The 18,727-nt window shown below is 66.0% G+C and carries 21 protein-coding genes; all 21 read left to right on the top strand.

The genetic code is table 11. The annotated features are described in order from the left end of the window. A partial coding sequence (gene flgI, locus ENJ37_05645; GenBank protein ID HHL39970.1) for a flagellar biosynthesis protein FlgA occupies positions 1-424 on the top strand: 424 nt, incomplete at its 5' end. 55 nt (positions 425-479) lie between these two features. Continuing rightward, positions 480-689: a hypothetical protein gene (locus ENJ37_05640; protein ID HHL39969.1), complete on the top strand. Its 210-nt coding sequence runs from the start codon at positions 480-482 to the stop codon at positions 687-689. A 12-nt stretch (positions 690-701) separates the two neighbouring features. Continuing rightward, complete coding sequence (locus ENJ37_05635) at positions 702-1,061, top strand: hypothetical protein (GenBank protein ID HHL39968.1); 360 nt, start codon at positions 702-704, stop codon at positions 1,059-1,061. Between the two features lie 77 nt (positions 1,062-1,138). Beyond that, entirely contained in the window at positions 1,139-1,477 is a 339-nt protein-coding gene (gene flgM, locus ENJ37_05630; GenBank protein ID HHL39967.1) for a flagellar biosynthesis anti-sigma factor FlgM, read from the top strand. A gap of 4 nt (positions 1,478-1,481) precedes the next feature. Beyond that, positions 1,482-1,973: a flagellar protein FlgN gene (locus ENJ37_05625; protein ID HHL39966.1), complete on the top strand. Its 492-nt coding sequence runs from the start codon at positions 1,482-1,484 to the stop codon at positions 1,971-1,973. 3 nt (positions 1,974-1,976) lie between these two features. After that, positions 1,977-3,623 (top strand): flagellar hook-associated protein FlgK, encoded by a 1,647-nt coding sequence (gene flgK, locus ENJ37_05620; protein HHL39965.1) that lies wholly within the window; start codon positions 1,977-1,979, stop codon positions 3,621-3,623. Between the two features lie 9 nt (positions 3,624-3,632). Continuing rightward, positions 3,633-4,517 carry a flagellar hook-associated protein 3 gene (flgL, locus tag ENJ37_05615; protein ID HHL39964.1) on the top strand — a complete coding sequence of 295 codons (885 nt, stop codon included), beginning with the start codon at positions 3,633-3,635 and terminating at the stop codon, positions 4,515-4,517. A gap of 89 nt (positions 4,518-4,606) precedes the next feature. Further along, the gene (csrA, locus tag ENJ37_05610) at positions 4,607-4,837 is read left to right on the top strand and encodes a carbon storage regulator (protein ID HHL39963.1); all 231 of its coding nucleotides are present in this window, start codon (positions 4,607-4,609) and stop codon (positions 4,835-4,837) included. Next, positions 4,834-5,316, top strand: a complete 483-nt coding sequence (locus ENJ37_05605; GenBank protein HHL39962.1) for a flagellar assembly protein FliW — start codon at positions 4,834-4,836, stop codon at positions 5,314-5,316. Before csrA ends, ENJ37_05605 begins: the two co-directional genes overlap by 4 nt. A 122-nt stretch (positions 5,317-5,438) precedes the next feature. Beyond that, complete coding sequence (gene pseB, locus ENJ37_05600; GenBank protein ID HHL39961.1) at positions 5,439-6,452, top strand: UDP-N-acetylglucosamine 4,6-dehydratase (inverting); 1,014 nt, start codon at positions 5,439-5,441, stop codon at positions 6,450-6,452. Continuing rightward, positions 6,415-7,638: a UDP-4-amino-4,6-dideoxy-N-acetyl-beta-L-altrosamine transaminase gene (gene pseC, locus ENJ37_05595; GenBank protein HHL39960.1), complete on the top strand. Its 1,224-nt coding sequence runs from the start codon at positions 6,415-6,417 to the stop codon at positions 7,636-7,638. The genes pseB and pseC overlap by 38 nt, the downstream gene beginning before the upstream one ends. A 4-nt stretch (positions 7,639-7,642) precedes the next feature. Further along, entirely contained in the window at positions 7,643-8,680 is a 1,038-nt protein-coding gene (locus tag ENJ37_05590) for a Gfo/Idh/MocA family oxidoreductase (GenBank protein HHL39959.1), read from the top strand. After that, entirely contained in the window at positions 8,677-9,720 is a 1,044-nt protein-coding gene (locus ENJ37_05585) for a hypothetical protein (GenBank protein HHL39958.1), read from the top strand. The genes ENJ37_05590 and ENJ37_05585 overlap by 4 nt, the downstream gene beginning before the upstream one ends. Positions 9,721-9,776: 56 nt before the next feature. Continuing rightward, positions 9,777-10,511, top strand: a complete 735-nt coding sequence (locus ENJ37_05580) for a spore coat protein (GenBank protein ID HHL39957.1) — start codon at positions 9,777-9,779, stop codon at positions 10,509-10,511. 61 nt (positions 10,512-10,572) lie between these two features. Further along, the gene (locus ENJ37_05575) at positions 10,573-11,871 is read left to right on the top strand and encodes an aminotransferase class III-fold pyridoxal phosphate-dependent enzyme (GenBank protein ID HHL39956.1); all 1,299 of its coding nucleotides are present in this window, start codon (positions 10,573-10,575) and stop codon (positions 11,869-11,871) included. Beyond that, on the top strand, positions 11,801-12,871 hold the full coding sequence (locus ENJ37_05570; protein ID HHL39955.1) for a Gfo/Idh/MocA family oxidoreductase: 1,071 nt from the start codon (positions 11,801-11,803) through the stop codon (positions 12,869-12,871). Before ENJ37_05575 ends, ENJ37_05570 begins: the two co-directional genes overlap by 71 nt. Further along, positions 12,865-13,866: an acyclic terpene utilization AtuA family protein gene (locus ENJ37_05565; GenBank protein ID HHL39954.1), complete on the top strand. Its 1,002-nt coding sequence runs from the start codon at positions 12,865-12,867 to the stop codon at positions 13,864-13,866. Before ENJ37_05570 ends, ENJ37_05565 begins: the two co-directional genes overlap by 7 nt. 31 nt (positions 13,867-13,897) lie before the next feature. Continuing rightward, a complete protein-coding gene (locus ENJ37_05560) occupies positions 13,898-15,877 on the top strand; it encodes a glycoside hydrolase family 57 (GenBank protein ID HHL39953.1) in 1,980 nt (659 codons plus the stop codon). A gap of 53 nt (positions 15,878-15,930) precedes the next feature. Continuing rightward, positions 15,931-16,827 carry a class I SAM-dependent methyltransferase gene (locus tag ENJ37_05555; protein HHL39952.1) on the top strand — a complete coding sequence of 299 codons (897 nt, stop codon included), beginning with the start codon at positions 15,931-15,933 and terminating at the stop codon, positions 16,825-16,827. 22 nt (positions 16,828-16,849) lie between these two features. After that, complete coding sequence (locus ENJ37_05550; GenBank protein ID HHL39951.1) at positions 16,850-17,686, top strand: sulfotransferase; 837 nt, start codon at positions 16,850-16,852, stop codon at positions 17,684-17,686. Next, positions 17,686-18,727, top strand: a 1,042-nt coding sequence (locus tag ENJ37_05545; GenBank protein ID HHL39950.1) for a class I SAM-dependent methyltransferase, incomplete at its 3' end; no start/stop codon positions are given. The genes ENJ37_05550 and ENJ37_05545, both read left to right, overlap by 1 nt.

Here is an 18,727-nt window from a genome sequence, read left to right as displayed (position 1 = left end):
GGTGCCCGAGGAGTTCCGAAACCGCGTCGTCGAGTACATAGCCGCCATAGAGAGCCTCGACGTGAAGACCGACACCGTGTCCAAGGTGGTCGTCAACGAGCGCACCGGAACGGTCGTCATGGGCGAGAACGTGCGCATCTCCACGGTGGCCGTCTCGCACGGCGACATAAGCATCGAGATAAGGACCGAGTACCTCATAAGCCAGCCCGGCGCCTTCTCCCCGGGCGAGACGGTCGTCCAGCCCCTCGAGGATGTGAAGGTCAGGGAAACGCCGTCGCGGCTCATCATGCTCCCCGAGAGCGTCACCCTCGGCGACGTGGTGCGGGCGCTCAACCTCGTGGGCGTGACGCCGCGGGACCTGGTGGCCATACTCCAGGCCATAAGGGCCGCCGGGGCCCTGCAGGCGGAGCTCGAGATCATATGAACGGGATTTTCCCGGCCTCTTGCCGGGGAGAGGAGACCATCAAGGGAGGCCTCTCATGGGCGCTTACACGTACGACGAGCACGGGGCGATAGAGAAGTTTTCGGCCGTGCCCCGCGAATGCAGGTTCTACATATCCCACGCCGTCCGCAACGGCCTGACGAGGATACTCGTCTCCCTTTCGTCGGCAAGCGACAGGCGTCTTGTGCGCGAGCTCGAGGCGCACGTCTACAGGATAGCGGCCGACCTCGAAAAGGCCGGCCTGTGAAGGAGCGGACCCATGACCTTCATCGATCCCATGACCTCCCTCACGCTCACGGCCGAAGGCGCCTCGTCGGGGCGGCGGGACCTGGAGAGAGCCGTCCGCGACTTCGAGTCGCTCTTCATATACCAGATGCTTAAGACCATGCGCGAGGGTGTGGAAAAGAGCGGCCTCTTCCACGGCGGCAGGGGCGAGGAGATATACACCTCCATGCTCGACATGGAGATATCGCGCGAGATGGCGAGGGGCGGGGGACTCGGCCTTGCAAAGATGCTCATGAGAGAGCTTGCGCCGGCCGGGGAGGACGGCGCGCAGGAAGCCCCGGGCACGGGGACGCGGGGCAGGGCGGCCGTTTCCGGAAGGGGCCGCGGGGACTGATATTACGCCTTCTAACAAGCCGTTCCGGTTAAAGTTTTACGCTCTCCATCCGATGTAGAGATAAGACCTGCACACTGATGGAGCGAGTAAAACCGAGGAGGGACGGTATGAAGATTGGGGGTCGTAAACCCGGAGTAGGTTCGAGCAGTTATGTAGGCAGCGTAAGCAAGAAGGGCGCCGAGCCGCCGGCCGCCCCGAAGCAGGCGGCCCGGGGCGACAGCGTCGACATTTCCCGGAGAGCCAAGGACGTGCGCAACATAAAGACCATGCTCGAAGGGGTGCCCGACATACGGATAGAGAAGGTGAGGGCCATAAAGACCGAGGTCCAGAGCGGCACCTACAAGGTGGACGCCGGCAAGGTGGCCGAGAAGATGATAGGCAGGGCCATAAAGGACTCGATCCTCGACAAGAGTTGACGCCATGACCGTAAGGGAGCTCACAGATCACCTCAGGCGCGAGGTGACGCTCTACAAGGAGCTCAACGAGGCGCTGCGCGCCGAGACGAGAAACCTCATGGAGCGCGACTACAAGGGCCTCTTCGATACGGTGAGCCGCAAGGAGTCGGTGCTTCTCAGGCTCTCCGAGGCTGCCTCGGCGAGGGGCAGGCTCCTGGCCGCCGTGGCGCGTTCTCTGGGGCTTGAGGGCGATGGCGTGAAGCTGTCGGATGTCATCGGGCGGCTCGACGGGGCGGAGCGGACGGAGCTCGAGGGACTGCAGAGCTCGCTCCTTGCGCTCACGGCCGGCGCGGCGGAGATAAACGAGGTCAACAAGCTCACCGTCAAGGGCTGCCTCGAAAACGTCAACAAGACGCTCCAGTTGCTCGGAGGTCTCGCCGGACCCGGCACTTACGGCAGGACGGGCGCCGTCGGCGAGATCGCCGTCAAGGGTACGCGCCTTAGCGAGGGTGCCTGAGCCATGCCTACCATAAACTCCGTCCTCAACATAGCCAAGACGGCCATCCAGACCTCCCAGCAGGGGCTCAACGTGACGGCCCAGAACCTGGCCAACGTCAACACGCCCGGCTATACGCGCCAGCAGGCCGTGCAGACCAACGCCGCCGCCGTCCCCAGCGGCGGCCTCTACTTCGGCACGGGCGTTACGGTTGAGGCGATCCAGCGCGTATACGACAGCTTCGTCGAGAAACAGCTTCGCGACTCCATGTCCTCCATGGAGTACTACGGCTCCAAGGGGCAGGTCGTCTCCAACCTGGAGGGCGTGCTCAACGACCTCGACGGCACCGGCCTCTCGGCCGTCATGGACGACTTCTTCAACGCCCTCAACGACCTTGCAAACGACCCGGCGGCCTACCCCGAGCGGGTGGCCGTCATATCGACCGGCACGGTGCTCGCCGACCAGTTCGTCAGCATAGACAGCCGTGCGAGGGCCCTCATCGACGCGGGCAACGAAAAGCTCGACAACCTCGCCGTAAAGCTCAACTCCCTTGCCTCGGATGTGGCGGACCTAAACGACAAGATAGCGGCCATCGAGGTCCTCGGCACGAGCGCCAACGACCTGCGCGACAAGAGGACCGTCCTGCTCCAGGAGATGGCGCAGATAATAGACATACAGACCGTCGAGACCGAGCAGGGCATAGTCGATGTCTCGGTGGGCAGGGGGTTCTCGCTTGTTGCCGGCAGGACCACCCAGGAGATATCCACCCAGTCCGACACCGACAACGGCGGCATACGGAAGATACTGATAGGGGGGACCGACATATCGGGTTTCATCTCCGGCGGCTCGATGAGCGGCGTGCTCGAAGGCGTGAACTACGTAAAGGACACGCTCGAGAAGGTGGACCTCCTGGCGGCGACCGTGATAAAAGAGGTCAACACGGTCCATCGCGGCGGCTACGGCCTCGACTCGTCCACGGGCAGCGACTTCTTCAAGGTAATGAGCGTCACCTCCGCGTCGAGGAGCCAGAACACGGGCGGGGCGTCGGTGACGTCGGCGTCGATCACTTCGCTCGGCTCGCTCACCCTCCAGGACTACGAGATAAGGTTCTCTTCGGCGACGGCCTACACGGTGGTCAACACCTCGACCAATTCGGTCGTGACCTCCGGCACCTACTCGTCGGGCTCGGCCATAACCTTCGACGGCCTGAGCGTGACGATCACCGACCAGAGCGGTACACCCCTTGCGGGCGACGTCTTCTCCGTGAGCACCACGAGCGGAGCGGCCCGGTCCATGGCCGTGGAGATATCGGACCCCAACAAGGTGGCGGCGGCGTCGTCGTCGGCCACGCTGCCCGGAGACAACACCAACGCCCTTGCGCTGGCGGCCCTGAGGGACACGGCGGCGTCGTCGCTCTCGGACTCGACGCTCGCCGACTACTACCAGGGCATAATCTCGGAGATCGGCATCGTCGTAAACTCGGCCGACACCAACTACAGCGCCCAGAAGACCATACGCGACCAGCTCCAGCTCACCCGCGACAATATATCGGGCGTCTCCGTGGAGGAAGAGTCCATAAACATCATAAGGCTTCAGACGGCCTATCAGGCGGCCGCAAGGCTCGTCTCCACGGCCGACGAACTCTTCCGCACACTCATAAACATCCGTTAGGCGGCAGCCATGAGAATATCGAGCACTTCGGCATACAACACCATGATAGCCGACATCCTGGAGCGCCAGGAGGCGGTCTTCGAGGCCAACCAGCGCCTCTCCACTGGAAGGCGCGTCAACAGGCCCTCCGACGACCCGGTCAACACGCCCGAGATCCTCAACTCCAGGAGCGTCATCGCCTCGCTCGACCAGTACGAGCGCAACATACAATCGGGCCTTACGTACCTGAGCCGCGCCGAGAAGACCCTTGACAGCGTCAAGAGCGTGCTCACGAGGATAGAGGAGATAGCCGTCTCCCAGGCCACGGGCACCGTCGACGCCGCATCGAGGCAGAACGCCGCAACGGAGGTGCAACAGCTTCTGGCTGACCTCATAGGTTACGGCAACACCACGGACGCCGACGGCGACTACATCTTCTCCGGCTATCTGACCGACACGCCGGCCTTCGACTCGTCGGGCACGTACCAGGGCGACTCCAACAAGTACAGCATAAGCTTCGGCTTCAACAAGACCATGACCGTAGGCGTAAACGGAAACGAAGTCTTCAAGGGAGGCTCGTCGGGGACGGACATATTCACGGCGGTCTCCGACCTGGCCGCGGCGCTAAATTCCGACGACACGGCGGGCATACAGAGCGCTCTCGCCGACATCCAGTCGGGCTACGACCAGGTATCCAACGCGGTGGCCGACATAGGCGGCAGGGTGTCGAGGCTCGAGAACGCGCTCTCCGACATCGACGTCTACAGGGTGGAGCTTCGGAGCTCGGTCTCGGACATCGAGGACGCCGACATGGCCGAGGTGATCTCGGAGATATCGCTCAATCAGTACGCGCTCGAGGCGGCCATGAGGGCCGCCTCGCGCCTGCTCGAAGTCAACTTCTTCAACCTCTTGTAAACGGGCAAGCCGGCCGGCGGCGCGTGAGCGGCGGTCCCGGGGGCCGTAAGAGGCGGTCCCGCTCAGGAGATGGCCAAGGAGGGCACAGGATGCTGGTCCTTACACGGAAGGCGGGAGAGGGCATAAGGATAAACGACGACATAAGGATAGTCGTCGTCGAGGTGAGGGAGAACCAGGTGAAGATCGGCATAGAGGCGCCCAGGAGCCTGCCGGTCCACCGCGAGGAGATATACCGGAAGATACGGGAAGAGAACCTCAAGGCGTCGCAGCTTACGCCTGTGGACGTCATGGAGACAATCGAGGCGTTGGGGAGAAAATGAGCGAGCCGCGCATGAAGGAGAAGACGCTGAGGATCAGGACCACGAGGTTCGGCGACATAGAAGTATCGGAGGAGAAGGTGATCGTCTTCGGCAGCGGTCTGCCCGGATTCGAGGGACTCAGACGCTTCATCCTCCTCGACCACGACGAGGACGGCCTCTTCAAGTGGCTCCAGTCGGTCGACGAGCCCTCGGTGGCGTTCCTGCTCACCAACCCCACGTTCTTCAAGCCCGACTACGCCGTGCCCATGGCGAAGATCGACGCCCAGCAGATAGCCGTCGGCGATCCTTCCGATCTGGTCACCCTCGTCATGGTGAGCGTCCCCAGGGGCAGGGACCACCTGAGCCTCAACCTCAAGGGGCCGCTCGTCTTCAACTCGGCGAACATGCGTGCAAGACAGCTCATAATCGACAGGGAAGACTACCCCTGCCAGTTCGTCGTGCCCATCGAAAGACCCGCCGTGCAGGCCGGCAAGGAATGAGTTGACCGGCGACCGAAAGCCTGTTAAAAGACCTTGGAGGCCCCGGTACGTTCCCCCGGCCCGAGACTCACGCCGGGAGCGCGGCCGCTGCGGCGGCGGAGACCGGCGAGGGAGGGTGTGAGATGAAGCTTTCAGGCAGGACGGTGCTGATAACGGGCGGCACGGGGTCGCTGGGAAGGAAGCTCACCCGCATACTCCTCGACGAGCACGACGTTGAAAAGCTCATCATCTTCAGCCGCGACGAGCTCAAGCAGTTCGAGATGCGCCAGCACTTCCGCAGCCCGCGCCTGCGCTTCTTCATCGGTGACGTGAGGGACAGGGAGCGGCTCTACAGGGCCTTCGACGGCGTGGACATGGTCATCCACGCCGCCGCGCTCAAGCAGGTGCCGGCCGCCGAGTACAACCCCTTCGAGGCGATAAAGACGAACGTCCTCGGCGCCCAGAACGTCATAGACGCGGCCGTCGACACCGGCGTGCAGCGGGTCATAGCGCTGAGCACCGACAAGGCGGCAAACCCCATAAACCTCTACGGAGCGACCAAGCTCTGCTCGGACAAGCTCTTTATAGCCGGCAACTCCTACGCCGGAAAGAAGCCGACCCGTTTCTCGGTGGTCCGTTACGGCAACGTCGTGGGCAGCCGCGGAAGCGTCATACCCCTTTTCCTGAGGCTGCGCCCCACCGGCGTGCTGCCCATAACCGACAGGGCCATGACCCGCTTCTGGATCACCCTCGAGGAGGGCGCCAGGTTCGTGCTCGCCTGCCTGGGCAGGATGAAGGGCGGCGAGATATTCGTGCCCAAGATACCGAGCGCGTCGGTGGTCGACATAGCAAGGGCCGTCGCGCCCGAGTGCAGCCACGACGTGGTGGGCATAAGGCCCGGCGAGAAGCTCCACGAGGTGCTCATCTCCAGGGACGACGGCCGCAACACCCTCGAGTACGACGACTACTACATCATCCAGCCGCAGTTCGCCTGGTGGGGCGAGCGCGGCGACGGCGGCGGCCGTCCCGTGCCCGACGGCTTCGGCTATGCGAGCAACACCAACCCCCTCAGGCTCGGCGTCGATGAGATAAGGGAGATCGTCAGGGAGTATTGTGAAGGTGAGGGCAAGGATCTCTTACGGCAGCCAATCCATTGATAGCGGCGACGCGGCGGCCGTCGCCGACGTCCTCGTCTCGCCAAACCTCACCCAGGGGCCGGCCGTCAGGGCCTTCGAAGACGCTCTCCGCGAGTACACGGGCGCGCGCTACTGCGTAAGCTGCAGCAGCGGCACGGCGGCGCTCCACCTCGCCTGCCTCGCCCTCGGCCTCGGCCCTTCCGACAGGGTCGTAACCTCTCCCGTAACCTTCTTCGCATCGGCCAACTGCGCCCTCTACGTCGGCGCGAGACCGGAGTTCGCCGACATAGACCCGGAGACGGCCAACCTGAGCCCGGCGCGCCTCGAAGAGAGGCTCCACGCCATGGAAGCCGGCGAGGGCGCGGTGACGGGCGCCGTCATTGCCGTCCACTACGCCGGCACGCCCTGCGACATGGAAGCCCTGGCCGCGGCGGCGCGGCGGCACGGCATGTATCTCATCGAGGACGCCTGCCACGCCCTCGGCGCATGGTGGACCGACTCTTCGGGCAGGCGCCGCGTGGTCGGCGACTGCGCCCTCTCGGAGATGACGGTCTTCAGCTTCCATCCCGTAAAGTCCATAACCACGGGAGAGGGCGGGGCCGTGACCACCAACGACGAGACCCTTTACAGGCGGCTTCTGAGGCTTCGAAACCACGGCGTCGAACGCGACCCCTCGCGTTTCGTGCACGAAGACCCGGCCCGTCCGGGCAGGGCGCCGGGGCCGTGGTACCACGAGCTCCGGGAGCTGGGCTTCAACTACCGCCTCAGCGACATACACTGCGCCCTCGGCGCAAGCCAGATGAAGAGGCTCGACGGCTTCATCGAGCGCAGAAACGAGATAGCCGCCCTCTACGACGAGCTCTTCTCGGGGCTTTCGGGCGTTGCCGCTCCGTCGGTGCCGCCGGGGCGGCGCAGCGCCCGTCACCTCTACCCCCTGCGCATCGACTTCGACGGCCTCGGAGTGGACAAGGTCGAGTGGTTCTCCGCCATGGACGGGCGCGGCATCGCGCTGCAGGTCCACTACATACCCGTCCACCTCCAGCCGCTCTACCGCAGGCGCCTGGGTTACGGTCCCGGCGACTTCCCCGAGGCCGAGCGTTTTTACCGCCGCGAGGCGAGCCTGCCCATCTATCCGCTCCTCTCCGACGGCGACGCAAGGCGCGTTGCCGACGCCGCGGCCGAAACCCTGGCCGGCCTCTCGCCGTAGGGCAATGACGCTTCGCGCCGCCATAATAGGCTGCGGCAGGGTCGCCTGGATGCTCGAGGACGACCCGCTCGAGACGAAGCCCTGCACCCACATGGGCGCATACGGGAGCGTGGACGGCGTGGAGGTGGTCTGCGCCGCCGACACCGACGCCGCGAGGCTTGCGGCCTTCGGCGCCCGTTACGGCGTCGGGGCCCTCTACGACGACTACCGGCGGATGCTGCGAATGGAGCGTCCCGACGTGGTGAGTATCTGCGCCTGGGCTACCGACAGGGCCGCCATGGTCATGGAGGCGATAGACGCCGGCGTGCGCGGCATATGGTGCGAGAAGGCCATGGCCGCGTCGCTGGACGAGGCCCGCGCCATGGCCGACGCCGCCGGGCGCGCCGGCGTGGTCATGATAGTCTCCCACATGCGGCGCTGGTGTCCCCGCTACCGGAAGGCGAAAGAGATGATAGAAGGCGGCGTCATCGGGAGGCTTCAGTCCATTGTGGCCCACTTCAGCGGAAGCCTCCTCCACACGGGCACCCACGCCTTCGACGTGCTGCGCTGGTTCGCCGGAGAGGCCCGATGGGTGGAGGGCGCGCTCGAAGAGCGCGGCGGCCGCGCCTTCGAGTGGGAGCTCGCCGACGACCGCGGCGGCCGCGCCGTCATAGGATTCGACGACGGCGTCTACGCCACGGTGCACGGGGAATCGAAGGGCTACTTCTTCTTCGAGTTCGACGTGATAGGCAGCCACGGCCGCATACGGATCGGCAACAACGACGTGCTGCGTCTTTACAGGCCCGCTCCGAGCCGCCACTACACGGGTCTTCTCGAGCTCGATGGGGCGCCCTTTCCCGGTTTCGAGGAGAGAAACATCTGGACGGCGGCCCTTGAAGACCTCATCGGCTGCATGAGGGGCGAGGCCGAAAACCCCAGCGGCCCCGAGGACGGCCTCAGGGCCCTGGAGATGGCCCTTGGCGTCCATGTGTCGCACGGCCTCGGGGGAGCGAGGGTGGAGCTCCCGCTGGAGGTGACGGGGGCGAGGGTGGCGAGCAGATGAGAAGATTTGAACGCACCATAAGGATAGGCGGCCGCGAGGTGGGGCCGGGACTGCCGGTCTACGTGATAGCCGAGATAGGGTCCAACCACGACGGGTCGCTGGAGAGGGCGAAGGAGCTCGTCGAGGCGTCGGCGGAGGCAGGGGCCGACGCCGTCAAGTTCCAGTCCTTCACGGCCGAGGGGCTCCTGAACCCAAGGAAGCTCGACGGCGGCCGCTGGGTGGACAACCCCGCCTGGGAGGCGATGAGGTCGCTCGAGCTCCCCGAGGCATGGCACGGCGAGCTCAAGGAGTACTGCGACGGCCTGGGCGTGGAGTTCCTTTCCACACCCTTCGACGCCGAAAGGGCGCGGCTTCTCAAGAGCCTGGACACGGCGGCCTACAAGATAGCCTCCGGCGACGTGACCAACGAGCCGCTGCTGCGCCTTGTGGGCTCCTTCGCAAGGCCGGTCGTCGTCTCCACGGGGGCGGCCTCTCTCGGCGAGGCCGAGCGGGCCCTTGCGGTGCTCGGTGAGGCCGGCTGCCGCGAGGCGGCCCTTCTCCACTGCGTCTCCCTCTATCCGCCGCGTTTCGAGGAGATCAACCTGCGGGCCATGGTCTCCATGGGCGCGGCCCTCGGCGTGCCCGTCGGTCTCTCGGACCACACGCCCGGGGCGACGACGGCGGTGGCGGCCGCGGCCCTCGGCGCGTCCATAATCGAAAAACACATCACGCCGGACCGCTCGCTCGAAGGTCCCGACCACGGCTACGCCATGGAGCCCGGCGAGTTCGCCGCCATGGTCAAGGCCCTGCGGGACCTTGAAAAGGCCATGGGCGACGGCGTAAAAGGCCCTTCGGAGAGGGAGGCGGCCGAGCGCGTCGGGGCGCGGCGCAGCATCTACGCCGCCGCCCCCATAGCCGAAGGCGAGGTCGTGGAGGCACGAAAGCTCAAGATCGTGCGCCACGGTTACGGGCTTGCGCCGTCGGAGCTCGAGCGCGTCGTGGGGCGCCGGGCCCGCCGAGCCATAGCAAAGGACGAGCTCGTAACGTGGGAGGACCTGTGAGCGGCGCTTCGGAGAGAGGGCCGGCCCGGCCCGTGGTCGCCGTCGTCCAGGCGAGGATGAGCTCCACGCGGCTTCCGGGCAAGGTCATGAAGCCCCTTGCCGGCCGCCCCATGCTCGCCCACGTGGTGGAGCGCGCCTCGGCGGCGAAGCTCGTGGACCGCGTTGTCGTGGCCACGAGCACCGACCCCGGCGACGACGAGATCGCCCGCTGGTGCGCCGCCAGCGGTGTCGAGTGCTTCCGCGGAAGCCTTGACGACGTGCTCGACCGCTACCACCGTGCGGCGCGCAGCGCGGGCGCCGCCGTCATAGTCCGCATAACGGCCGACTGTCCCATGCTCGACCCGGAGATAGTGGACATGCTCATACGCCGTTTCCTCGACTCGGGGGCCGACTACGCGGGGCTCGACGGTCGCTTTCCCGACGGACTGGACTGCGAGGTCTTCACCGCCGGGGCGCTGGAGTGCGCGTGGCGCAAGGCGCGCCTCAGGAGCGAGCGCGAGCACGTAACGCCCTTCATATGGAAGAACCCCCGGCGCTTCGCCATCGCCCACCTGCGCTCGGAGCGCGACCTCTCGCAGATGCGCTGGACCGTGGACGACGAGCGCGACTTCGCCTTCGCCGCCGAGGTCTTCAGGGCCCTGGGCGGCGGGGGCGGGGGGGGGCGCATATTCCACATGAGGGACGTGCTGGCCCTTCTCGAAGAGAACCCGCGCCTTGCGGAGATAAACGCCGGCACGCCGAGAAACGAAGGCTACTTTAAGAGCCTGAGGGAGGACGGGATTGTCTCGTGAGGGGAGTCGTCCATCCGAAAGTCCGCAAGGCCGCCGGGCCCTGCGCGGGCGGAGAGGGGATATGAAGAGGTTCGAGAGGTCGGAAGCGCTGTGGGAGAGGGCCGTCAAGGTCATACCCTGCGGCACGCAGACGCTGAGCAAGGGGCCAGACCAGTTCGTCCGGGGCGTTACGCCCAAGTATCTCGAACGCGGCAGGGGCTCGCACGTGTGGGACGCGGACGGCAACGAGTACATCGACTATCCCCTGGCGCTGGGCCCCATACTGCTGGGCTACGACTATCCTCCGGTGGTGGAGGCGGTGGTGCGGCAGGTGAGGGAGGGCACGACCTTCACGCTCATGCACCCGCTCGAGGTCGAGGTGGCCGAGCTCGTCTGCGAGATGGTGCCCTGCGCCGAGATGGTCCGCTTTGCAAAGAACGGCGCCGACGTGACGAGCGCCGCCGTCAGGGTGGCGAGGGCCGCCACGGGCCGCGACCACGTCGTCTTCTGCGGCTACCACGGCTGCCAGGACTGGTACGCCGTCACGACACCGCGCAACAAGGGCATACCGGCCGTCCTGGGCGGGCTCGTCCATCCCTTCGAATACAACGACATAGGGTCTCTCGAAAGGGTGCTCGACGAGTACGACGGCAGGACGGCCTGCGTCATAATGGAGGTGCCGGGCATAGAGCCGGCGGTCGACGAGGCCTCGGGCAGGAACTTCATCCAGCAGGCAAGCGAGCTGGCCCGCAAACGGGGGGCGCTCTTCATACTCGACGAGATCGTGACGGGCTTCAGGTACGCAAAGGGCGGGGCCCAGGAATACTTCGACGTCGATGCCGACCTGTGCTGTCTTGGCAAGGGCATGGCCAACGGTTTCGCCGTCTCGGCCCTTGCCGGGAAGCGGGAGTTCATGCGGGAGCTCGAGGAGGTCTTCTTCTCCATGACCTACTCGGGCGAGACCACGGGGCTTGCGGCGGCCAAGGCCACGCTCACGGAGATACTGGAGCGGCCGGTGATAGAGCACATCTGGCGCCTGGGCGGTATGCTCCACGACGGGCTCGGGCGCCAGGCCGCGGACTGCGGCGTAACGCTCGACATACTGGGCAAGCCGCCGAGGGCGGGCTACGCCTTCAGGGACGCCGGGGGCGAGGAGGATCTCCTGCAGAAGAGTCTCTTTCTGCAGGAGACCGTAAAACGCGGCATACTCTTCGGCGGTCCCATCTTCATAAGCTACTCCCACGACGAGGAGGACATCGGCAAGACGCTGGAGGCCACGGCGGCCGCCATGGCCGCCGTGGGCGAGGGGCTTGCGAAGGGAGACCTCGCCGCAAGGCTCGAGGGCGAGCCCGTGGGGGTCGTCTTCAGGCAGAGGAGCTGAGGTGACAGAGGGCGCAAAGAGATTGCGGGCGCTCATAGCCGGCTGCGGCTCCATAGGACGGCGTCACGCAAGAAACCTCGCCTCCCTCGGCGTCAGGGACTTCGTGCTCTGCGACCTCGACGCCGGAAGGCTCGAGCGGGCGAGGGGCGAACTTCCCGAAGGCTGCGCCGCGGTCCTCTTCACCGATCTTGTCGAGGCGGCGGCCGAGGGCGCCGATTTCGCCTTCGTCTGCACGCCGTCGAGCCTCCACGTGCCCATGGCCGTCGAGCTTGCCGGGCGCGGCATGGACCTCTTCATAGAGAAGCCGCTCTCCCACAGTCTCGACGGCGTGGACGGGCTCAGGAGGGTAGTAGAAGAGAAGGGCCTCAAGGCCGTGATGGGCATGTGCTACCGCTTCCACCCGGTGCTGCTGCGCATAAAGGAGATACTCGAGTCCGGCGTGCTCGGCCGCATCCACCACGTCAACTATTTCGGCGGCCATTACCTGCCCGACTGGCATCCGGGCGAGGACTACCGCCGCGAGTACGCCGCCAGGCGCGAGCTCGGCGGAGGCGTGGTGCTCACCAGCATCCACGGCATAGACAACATACGCTGGCTCTTCGGCGAGGTGGAGGAGTGCTGCGCCGTTACGGACAAGGTGAGCGACCTGGAGATGGACGTCGAGGACCTGGTCATGGCGCTCATGCGGGTCGAGGGCGGGGTCTACGTGTCGTGGCAGAGCGACTTTCTGCAGCGCACGGCCCGGCACGTGCTCGTCGTGACGGGCTCGGAGGGGACGCTTCGCTGCGACATAGGCGCCGGGCTCATCCTGACCGGCGTCGCCGGGGCGGGCGGGTGGCGGGAGGAGAAGGTGGAATTCCATGTCAACTCCATGTATATTGAGGAGGCGAGGTCTTTTCTGCGTTGTGTGGAGAGCCGGGGGGAGCCTGCCGTCGACCTGGCCGACGGCGAGAAGACGCTCGCCGCGGCGCTCCGGCTCAAGGAGACGTCTCCATGGTGACTCTTTCAAGGGGTGACGTGACCATATGGACCGAGGGCGGCAGTCCCATCGGCATGGGCCACGTCATACGGAGCCTCAACATCGCCCGCTCGCTGCGAAACTTCGGCGTCGAGGCCGGTTTCTTCATAAACGCCGAGGGGCCGGCCGCCGAGCTCATAAGAGAGGGCGGCTTCGAGTACGTCGTGCGCCCCATCGAGTCCGGGGACATAAGCTCGTCGGCCCGGCGGGTGGTGATCTTCGATACGAAGAAGGACGTCTCGTCCCTGGCCGTGGCGCTCAAGGCCAGGGGCAGGGCCGTGGTGCTCATAGACAACATGACGGCCGCCGACGCCCATGCCGACGCCGTCATCATCCCCACCCCCCTTGCCGACAGGGAGGCCTTCAAGGCCAACTACCACGGCGGCGTGAGGTTCACCATCGTGGGCGGCAACTTCATCGACCTGCGAAAATCGCTTCCCGAACGGCGGCACTCGCTTCCGCTGCGGGTGCTCGTCACAATGGGAGGGGCCGACCCCATGGGGCTCACCGAGAAGGTCGTCGAGGCCGTAAAGGAGATGGACCGCATAAAGGTCACCGTCGTCACGGGCCCGGCGGCCCGCCCGAGCAGAAGGCTCGACGAGATAAGGGAGGAGTACGCCGACAAGTTCACCTTCCTCCACGCCGTAAAGGACATGGCTCCGCTCGTGGCCGGCTCCCACGTGGCCTTCACGGCACTGGGCACGACGATCTGGGAGGTGGCCTACATGGGCGTGCCGTCCATCGTCATCGCCAACTACGCGGAAGACAGGGCCGGGCTCCGCAGGCTCAGGGCCTTCGGCATGGGATACGCCCTCGGCCACCACGAGGAGGTGGCCGACGAGGCGGTGAGGGAGGCGCTCGCAAGCCTCGTCGACGGCCCGGAGCTATGGTCCGCCATGAGCTTCGAGGCCCTCGGCCTCCTCGACGGTCTCGGCGCGGCCCGTGTTGCTTCGATCATAAAGGCCTTTGTGAGCTGAGCCCGCCTCCGCCGGCCCCGCTCTATGGGAGATGCTCTATCTGTATTCCATATTCCACTGCAACCTCTCGTTCTCGTCCATACCGGAGGCGGATTACGGGGTCGTGGCCAGGCGCTGCTACGCCCCGCTTCTCGACATGGCCGAGGAGGGGCTGCCCCTTGCGCTCGAAGCGACGGCCTCGACGCTCGTCGAGCTCTCGCGCATCGACCCGGCGTTCGTCGACAGGCTCGGGCGTCTCTGGGAGGAAGGCCGGTGCGAATTCGTGGGATCGGGTTACAGTCAGATCATAATGCCGCTGGTCCCCTGCGAGGTGAACCGCTGGAACCTCGACGAGGGCAACCGCCTCTACCGCGGGCTCCTCGGCCGCGCGCCGGAGACCGTGCTCGTGAACGAACAGACCTTCTCGGCCGGGCTGGTGGACCTCTACAGCGAGGCCGGCTACAGAAGCCTCGTCATGGACTGGGCCAACTGCCACCGCTTCAACCGCTACCCGCGCAACCGGCTCTACTATCCCCAGCTCGCAAAGGGTCTCGATGCGACGATGAACGTCATCTGGAACCACTCCATCGCCTTCCAGAAGTTCCAGCGCGCGGTCCACGGCGAGCTGCCGCTTGAGGGCTACATGGATTTCCTCCTCTCCCATTACGATGAAGGTCGGCCCCGCGGCTTCATCCTCTACGGCAACGACGCCGAGGTCTTCGACTACAGGCCGGGCGCGGGCGCAACGGGCGCGACGGCCGAGTACGGTGCCGTGCGCTCGCTCATGCGCTCGCTCGCCGGAGACGGCCGCTTCGAGCTCGTCACCCCCTCGCAGGTCCTCTCGCTCCTCGGGGACGAGCCCGAGGCCATGCACCCCCTCGCCCTCCAGTCGCCCGAGACGCCCGTGGTCTGCAAGAAGCAGGAGAAGTACAACCCCCTGCGCTGGGCCGTCACGGGCCGCGACGACGTGCACATAAACACGGCCTGCTACCGCATATACGAGAAGATAAGGTCCGCCGCCGGCCGTCTCGACGGCGAGAGGCTCTCCGATCTCAAGCGAAAGCTCTGCACCGTGTGGGGAAGCGACCTGCGCACGAACACGGTGGACGAGAAGTTCCAGCGCTACCGCGACCTGCTGGGCTGGCTCATGGTCGAGACGTCGGCCCTTGGATGGCGACAGGGCGGCGGCTGCGCAAGGGCAGCGGAGCCGGAAGCCGGCGCTCCGGCCGCGCGCCGCGTCGAGTGCGCCGTGGAGAGCGACGGGGGGCTTGTGCGCGTCCGCACCGGCGCCGTCGAGGCGGCCTTCATCGAGGCCAAGGGGCTCGCCCTCGAAAGCCTCTCCTTTCCCGGCGTCTGGCCGGCCCCCCTCATCGGCACCATCGCCCACGGCCACTTCGACGACATCGCCCTGGGCGCCGACTTCTTCAGTTGCCACCTCATACACGTGGCCCGCGACGGCGCGAAGACGACGGACCTCGCAAAGTGCCGGGGCCTTGTCGAAGAGGACGAAGAGACCGTCACGGTGAGCGTGAGCATACCGCTCGCCTTCGGCACGCTCCGCAAGCGTTACACCGTGTGGAGGGACGAGCCGCGCTTTGCCGTCACCTACGGCCTCGCCGTGGCGGCGCTCGGCGCCTCGTCGCTTCGACTCGGCATATTCACCTTCCTGCCCTGGGGCTTCGACAGGGCGCGGCTCTGGTACGAGACCGTCAACGGCGGTCCCGGCCCGGAGAGGTTCGCCCTCGCCGGCCGGCGCGTCGAGCACGACAGGGCCGTAAGCCCCCTCGTCACGGCATCGAGCTGCCTGGGCGCGACGGACGGCACCGTGCGCGTCGGCGACGACGACAAGTGCGTCGCCGTAACGACCGACAAGAGCGGGCTCTATACGGCGCCCATGCTCAACTACCGCGAGGTGGACGACGGCTTCTTCCTGCGCCTCTACCACAGCGTGGGCGAGGTGGACGACACGGCCTACTGGACATGGCGCGGCACGAATGAGGTGACTTTCACCGTCACCGCCGCAGGGCGATGATTCTTTTGGGGGAGACTCTCCGTAAAGAGGTTCCCTCGAATAGAGGTTGAAAGATGGGGCACGATGGGGAGGTTGTCGACAGGGTCGGTCGTTACAGGGTGATCGACTGCCGGGGCTGCGGCTTTGTCCATATCGACCCCGTTCCAGCGGAGCGGGAGCTTGCGGGCGTGTACGAGAGGGAGTATTACGAGTACGAGAAGCCCGAGTTCATCGAGCGCCAGCGCGAGGACCTGGAGTGGTGGAACCTCGTCTTCGACGAAAGGCTCGAGGTGATGGAGGAGGTCGTCGGTCCGGGCAGGAGGCGGCTTCTGGATGTGGGATGCGGTCCCGGTTTCTTCCTGAGGCGCGCGGCCGGGCGGGGATGGCGGGGCGTGGGCATCGAGCCCTCGAAGGCCGCCGGCGCCCATGCGCGTTCCATGGGAGTGGAGGTAATGGAGGGGTTCTTCAATGACTTGAGCGGCGGGCTCGGAGAGCGGAGCTTCGACGCCGTCCATCTCTCGGAGGTGCTCGAACACGTGCCGGATCCGGCGGGACTCATGGAGGGCGTCTTCGGGCTGCTCGCCCCCGGCGGGGTGGTCTGCGTGGCGGCTCCCAACGATTACAGCCCGGTGCAGAAGGTCCTGCGCCGCCGCCTGGGCTTCGGGCCCTACTGGCTTGCGCCGCCGCACCACATAAACTACTTCACCTTCGAGTCGCTCGGCGCCCTTGTGCGCCGCGCCGGATTCGCCGAGCTCCGCCCGGTCGCCACTTTTCCCATGGACTTCTTCCTTCTCATGGGAGAGGACTACGTGGGCGACGACGCCCTCGGCAGGCGGTGCCACGCAAAGAGGAAACGGCTTGAAATGATGCTCGCCGAGCCGGAGCTCAAGGATTTCAAGCGGGAGCTCTACAGGCTCATGGCAGACCACTCGGTGGGACGCGAGGCCGTGGTCTTCGGCGTAAAGCCCTGAAGCGGGGGAGGAGGCGGCGGAGGTGACGGTACATACGCAGCCGTTCTTCATAGTGTCGAGCGGAAGGTCGGGCACCAAGATGTTCGAAAAGCTGCTCTCCGGCTTCGACGACGTAGAGATCCACCACGAATACATGATATGCCACGTCCAGCCCCTGGCGGCCCGTTACGCCATGGGGCTCGTGGCGGCCGACGAGGTGGTGGCCACACTTCGCTCCACCCACGGCGCAGCCGTCCGCTACAGTGAAAAGCGCCTGTGGGGAGACTCGTCCAACAAGCTCTCCTGGGTCATCCCGCAGCTCTGCGAGCTCTTTCCGCAGGCGAGGTTCATATTCGTCGTGCGCGACGGACGCAAGGTGGCGAGCTCCTACTTCAACAAGCTGGGCGACGAGATCTACGACGACCGCAGCGTGCGGATCATGTACGGCCACCTCGACGACCCGGCCAAAAACCCTCCGCCCCCGCCGGAGAAGCGCTACTGGTGGAAGATACCGAGGAACGGCGAGCCCATGGCCGAACGCTTCAGGGACTTCGACCAGTTCCAGCGCATCGTCTACCACTGGGTGGAGGTGAACCGCACCATAGAGCGCGACCTCGCCGGTGTCGACGGGGCGCGGCAAATCCGCCTGCGCCTCGAGGACCTCGTCACCGACAGGACCTGCCTTGAGAGGCTTCTCGCTTTTCTCGGCCTCCACTACGAGGAGCGTTTCTTCGAGATGCTCAAGCGGCCGCACAACGTGAGCGAGCCGGTCAACTACCCGCTGACCGGCAGGCAGCGCGAGCAGTTCTGGGAGATAGCCGGCGAGGCCATGGAGCACTACGGCTACGGCGGCACCGAGGAGTACGAGGTGAGGTACTGATGGACGGAAGAGATAGGGAGCCGGTGAGCGGACGCTGCGATCTCTGCGGCGGCACGGACCTTTCGGAGCTCTACGCGCCGCCCGATTCGCGGCGGGGGCTGCGGGTCTTCGTCTGCCGTCGCTGCGCGCTCGTGCAGAGCCTTCCGCGCATCGAAAGGGCGGAGGTGAGGCGCGTAGACTCCGGCGCCGGCGCCGCGTGGGGAAACATACGCTACGGCAAGGGCTTCAGGACCGCTCCGGCCCTTTCTCTTCTCGCGGGACACGTGGACGCCGCCGCCCTGAAGAGGTGCCTCGACATAGGCTCAAACCGCGGCTCCTTCGTCGAGGCCCTGCGCTCCGTGAACGACTCGGTGGAGATAACGGCTGTGGAGCCGGACCACACCCTCGTGGAGCCCTACCGGCGGCTCCCGGGGCTCACCCTGCACCTGTGCCGCTTCGAGGACGCGCCGGTCGGGGAAGGTATATTCGACCTCGCCTATTCGTGCCACACCATCGAGCACGTGGCCTCTCCCGCGGCGGTGATGAAAAAGACCTTCGCCGCGCTGAGGCCCGGAGGGCTCCTCTACGTGGAGGCGCCCAGGCTCGATATAATCGGCGGCCATGACTTCGTCGAGGAGTTCTTCATCGACAAGCACCTCTACCACTTCACGCTCTCAACGCTCGAAAGGTCCTGCGCCGCGGCGGGCCTCGAGACGGTCGAGACGGCGGAGGACGTGGAGAACGTGACCGTGCTGTGCAGGAGGCCCCTGTCGGGCAGGGTCCCGGCTGCGCGGCTCGCCGACCCCGACGAAGTGGAGAGGGTGACGGCCCTTGTCGAAGGCTACGGGCGCGGCAGGGAGGAGGCTGCGCGGGCCGCGGCCAGGGCCGCCGCCTATATAGGGTCGCTCGGGCCGAGGCGTGTAGCCGTCTGGGGCGGCGGAAGGCTCTTCGATTGCCTGGTGCGCATGGGCGGGCTCGACCCCTCGGCGCTCTGCGCCGTGGTGGACAAGCATCTGGGCGCATACGTGAAGGAGGTCCACGGCAGGCCCGTCCTCCATCCGC

It is taken from the genome of Deltaproteobacteria bacterium, assembly GCA_011375175.1.
Lineage (GTDB): Bacteria > Desulfobacterota > GWC2-55-46 > GWC2-55-46 > DRME01 > DRME01.
This window is presented reverse-complemented; position numbering and strand designations above follow the sequence as displayed.

What these genes read in the sequence shown, in the direction of transcription:
- ENJ37_05565 (HHL39954.1), top strand. Translation starts at nt 12,865, where the DNA reads ATGGTGACTCTTTCAAGGGGTGACGTGACCATATGGACCGAGGGCGGC.
- ENJ37_05555 (HHL39952.1), top strand. Translation starts at nt 15,931, where the DNA reads ATGGGGCACGATGGGGAGGTTGTCGACAGGGTCGGTCGTTACAGGGTG.
- ENJ37_05605 (HHL39962.1), top strand. Translation starts at nt 4,834, where the DNA reads ATGAGCGAGCCGCGCATGAAGGAGAAGACGCTGAGGATCAGGACCACG.
- ENJ37_05640 (HHL39969.1), top strand. Translation starts at nt 480, where the DNA reads ATGGGCGCTTACACGTACGACGAGCACGGGGCGATAGAGAAGTTTTCG.
- ENJ37_05590 (HHL39959.1), top strand. Translation starts at nt 7,643, where the DNA reads ATGACGCTTCGCGCCGCCATAATAGGCTGCGGCAGGGTCGCCTGGATG.
- ENJ37_05635 (HHL39968.1), top strand. Translation starts at nt 702, where the DNA reads ATGACCTTCATCGATCCCATGACCTCCCTCACGCTCACGGCCGAAGGC.
- ENJ37_05625 (HHL39966.1), top strand. Translation starts at nt 1,482, where the DNA reads ATGACCGTAAGGGAGCTCACAGATCACCTCAGGCGCGAGGTGACGCTC.
- csrA (HHL39963.1), top strand. Translation starts at nt 4,607, where the DNA reads ATGCTGGTCCTTACACGGAAGGCGGGAGAGGGCATAAGGATAAACGAC.
- ENJ37_05560 (HHL39953.1), top strand. Translation starts at nt 13,898, where the DNA reads ATGCTCTATCTGTATTCCATATTCCACTGCAACCTCTCGTTCTCGTCC.
- pseB (HHL39961.1), top strand. Translation starts at nt 5,439, where the DNA reads ATGAAGCTTTCAGGCAGGACGGTGCTGATAACGGGCGGCACGGGGTCG.
- flgK (HHL39965.1), top strand. Translation starts at nt 1,977, where the DNA reads ATGCCTACCATAAACTCCGTCCTCAACATAGCCAAGACGGCCATCCAG.
- ENJ37_05575 (HHL39956.1), top strand. Translation starts at nt 10,573, where the DNA reads ATGAAGAGGTTCGAGAGGTCGGAAGCGCTGTGGGAGAGGGCCGTCAAG.
- flgM (HHL39967.1), top strand. Translation starts at nt 1,139, where the DNA reads ATGGAGCGAGTAAAACCGAGGAGGGACGGTATGAAGATTGGGGGTCGT.
- ENJ37_05580 (HHL39957.1), top strand. Translation starts at nt 9,777, where the DNA reads ATGAGCTCCACGCGGCTTCCGGGCAAGGTCATGAAGCCCCTTGCCGGC.
- flgL (HHL39964.1), top strand. Translation starts at nt 3,633, where the DNA reads ATGAGAATATCGAGCACTTCGGCATACAACACCATGATAGCCGACATC.
- ENJ37_05585 (HHL39958.1), top strand. Translation starts at nt 8,677, where the DNA reads ATGAGAAGATTTGAACGCACCATAAGGATAGGCGGCCGCGAGGTGGGG.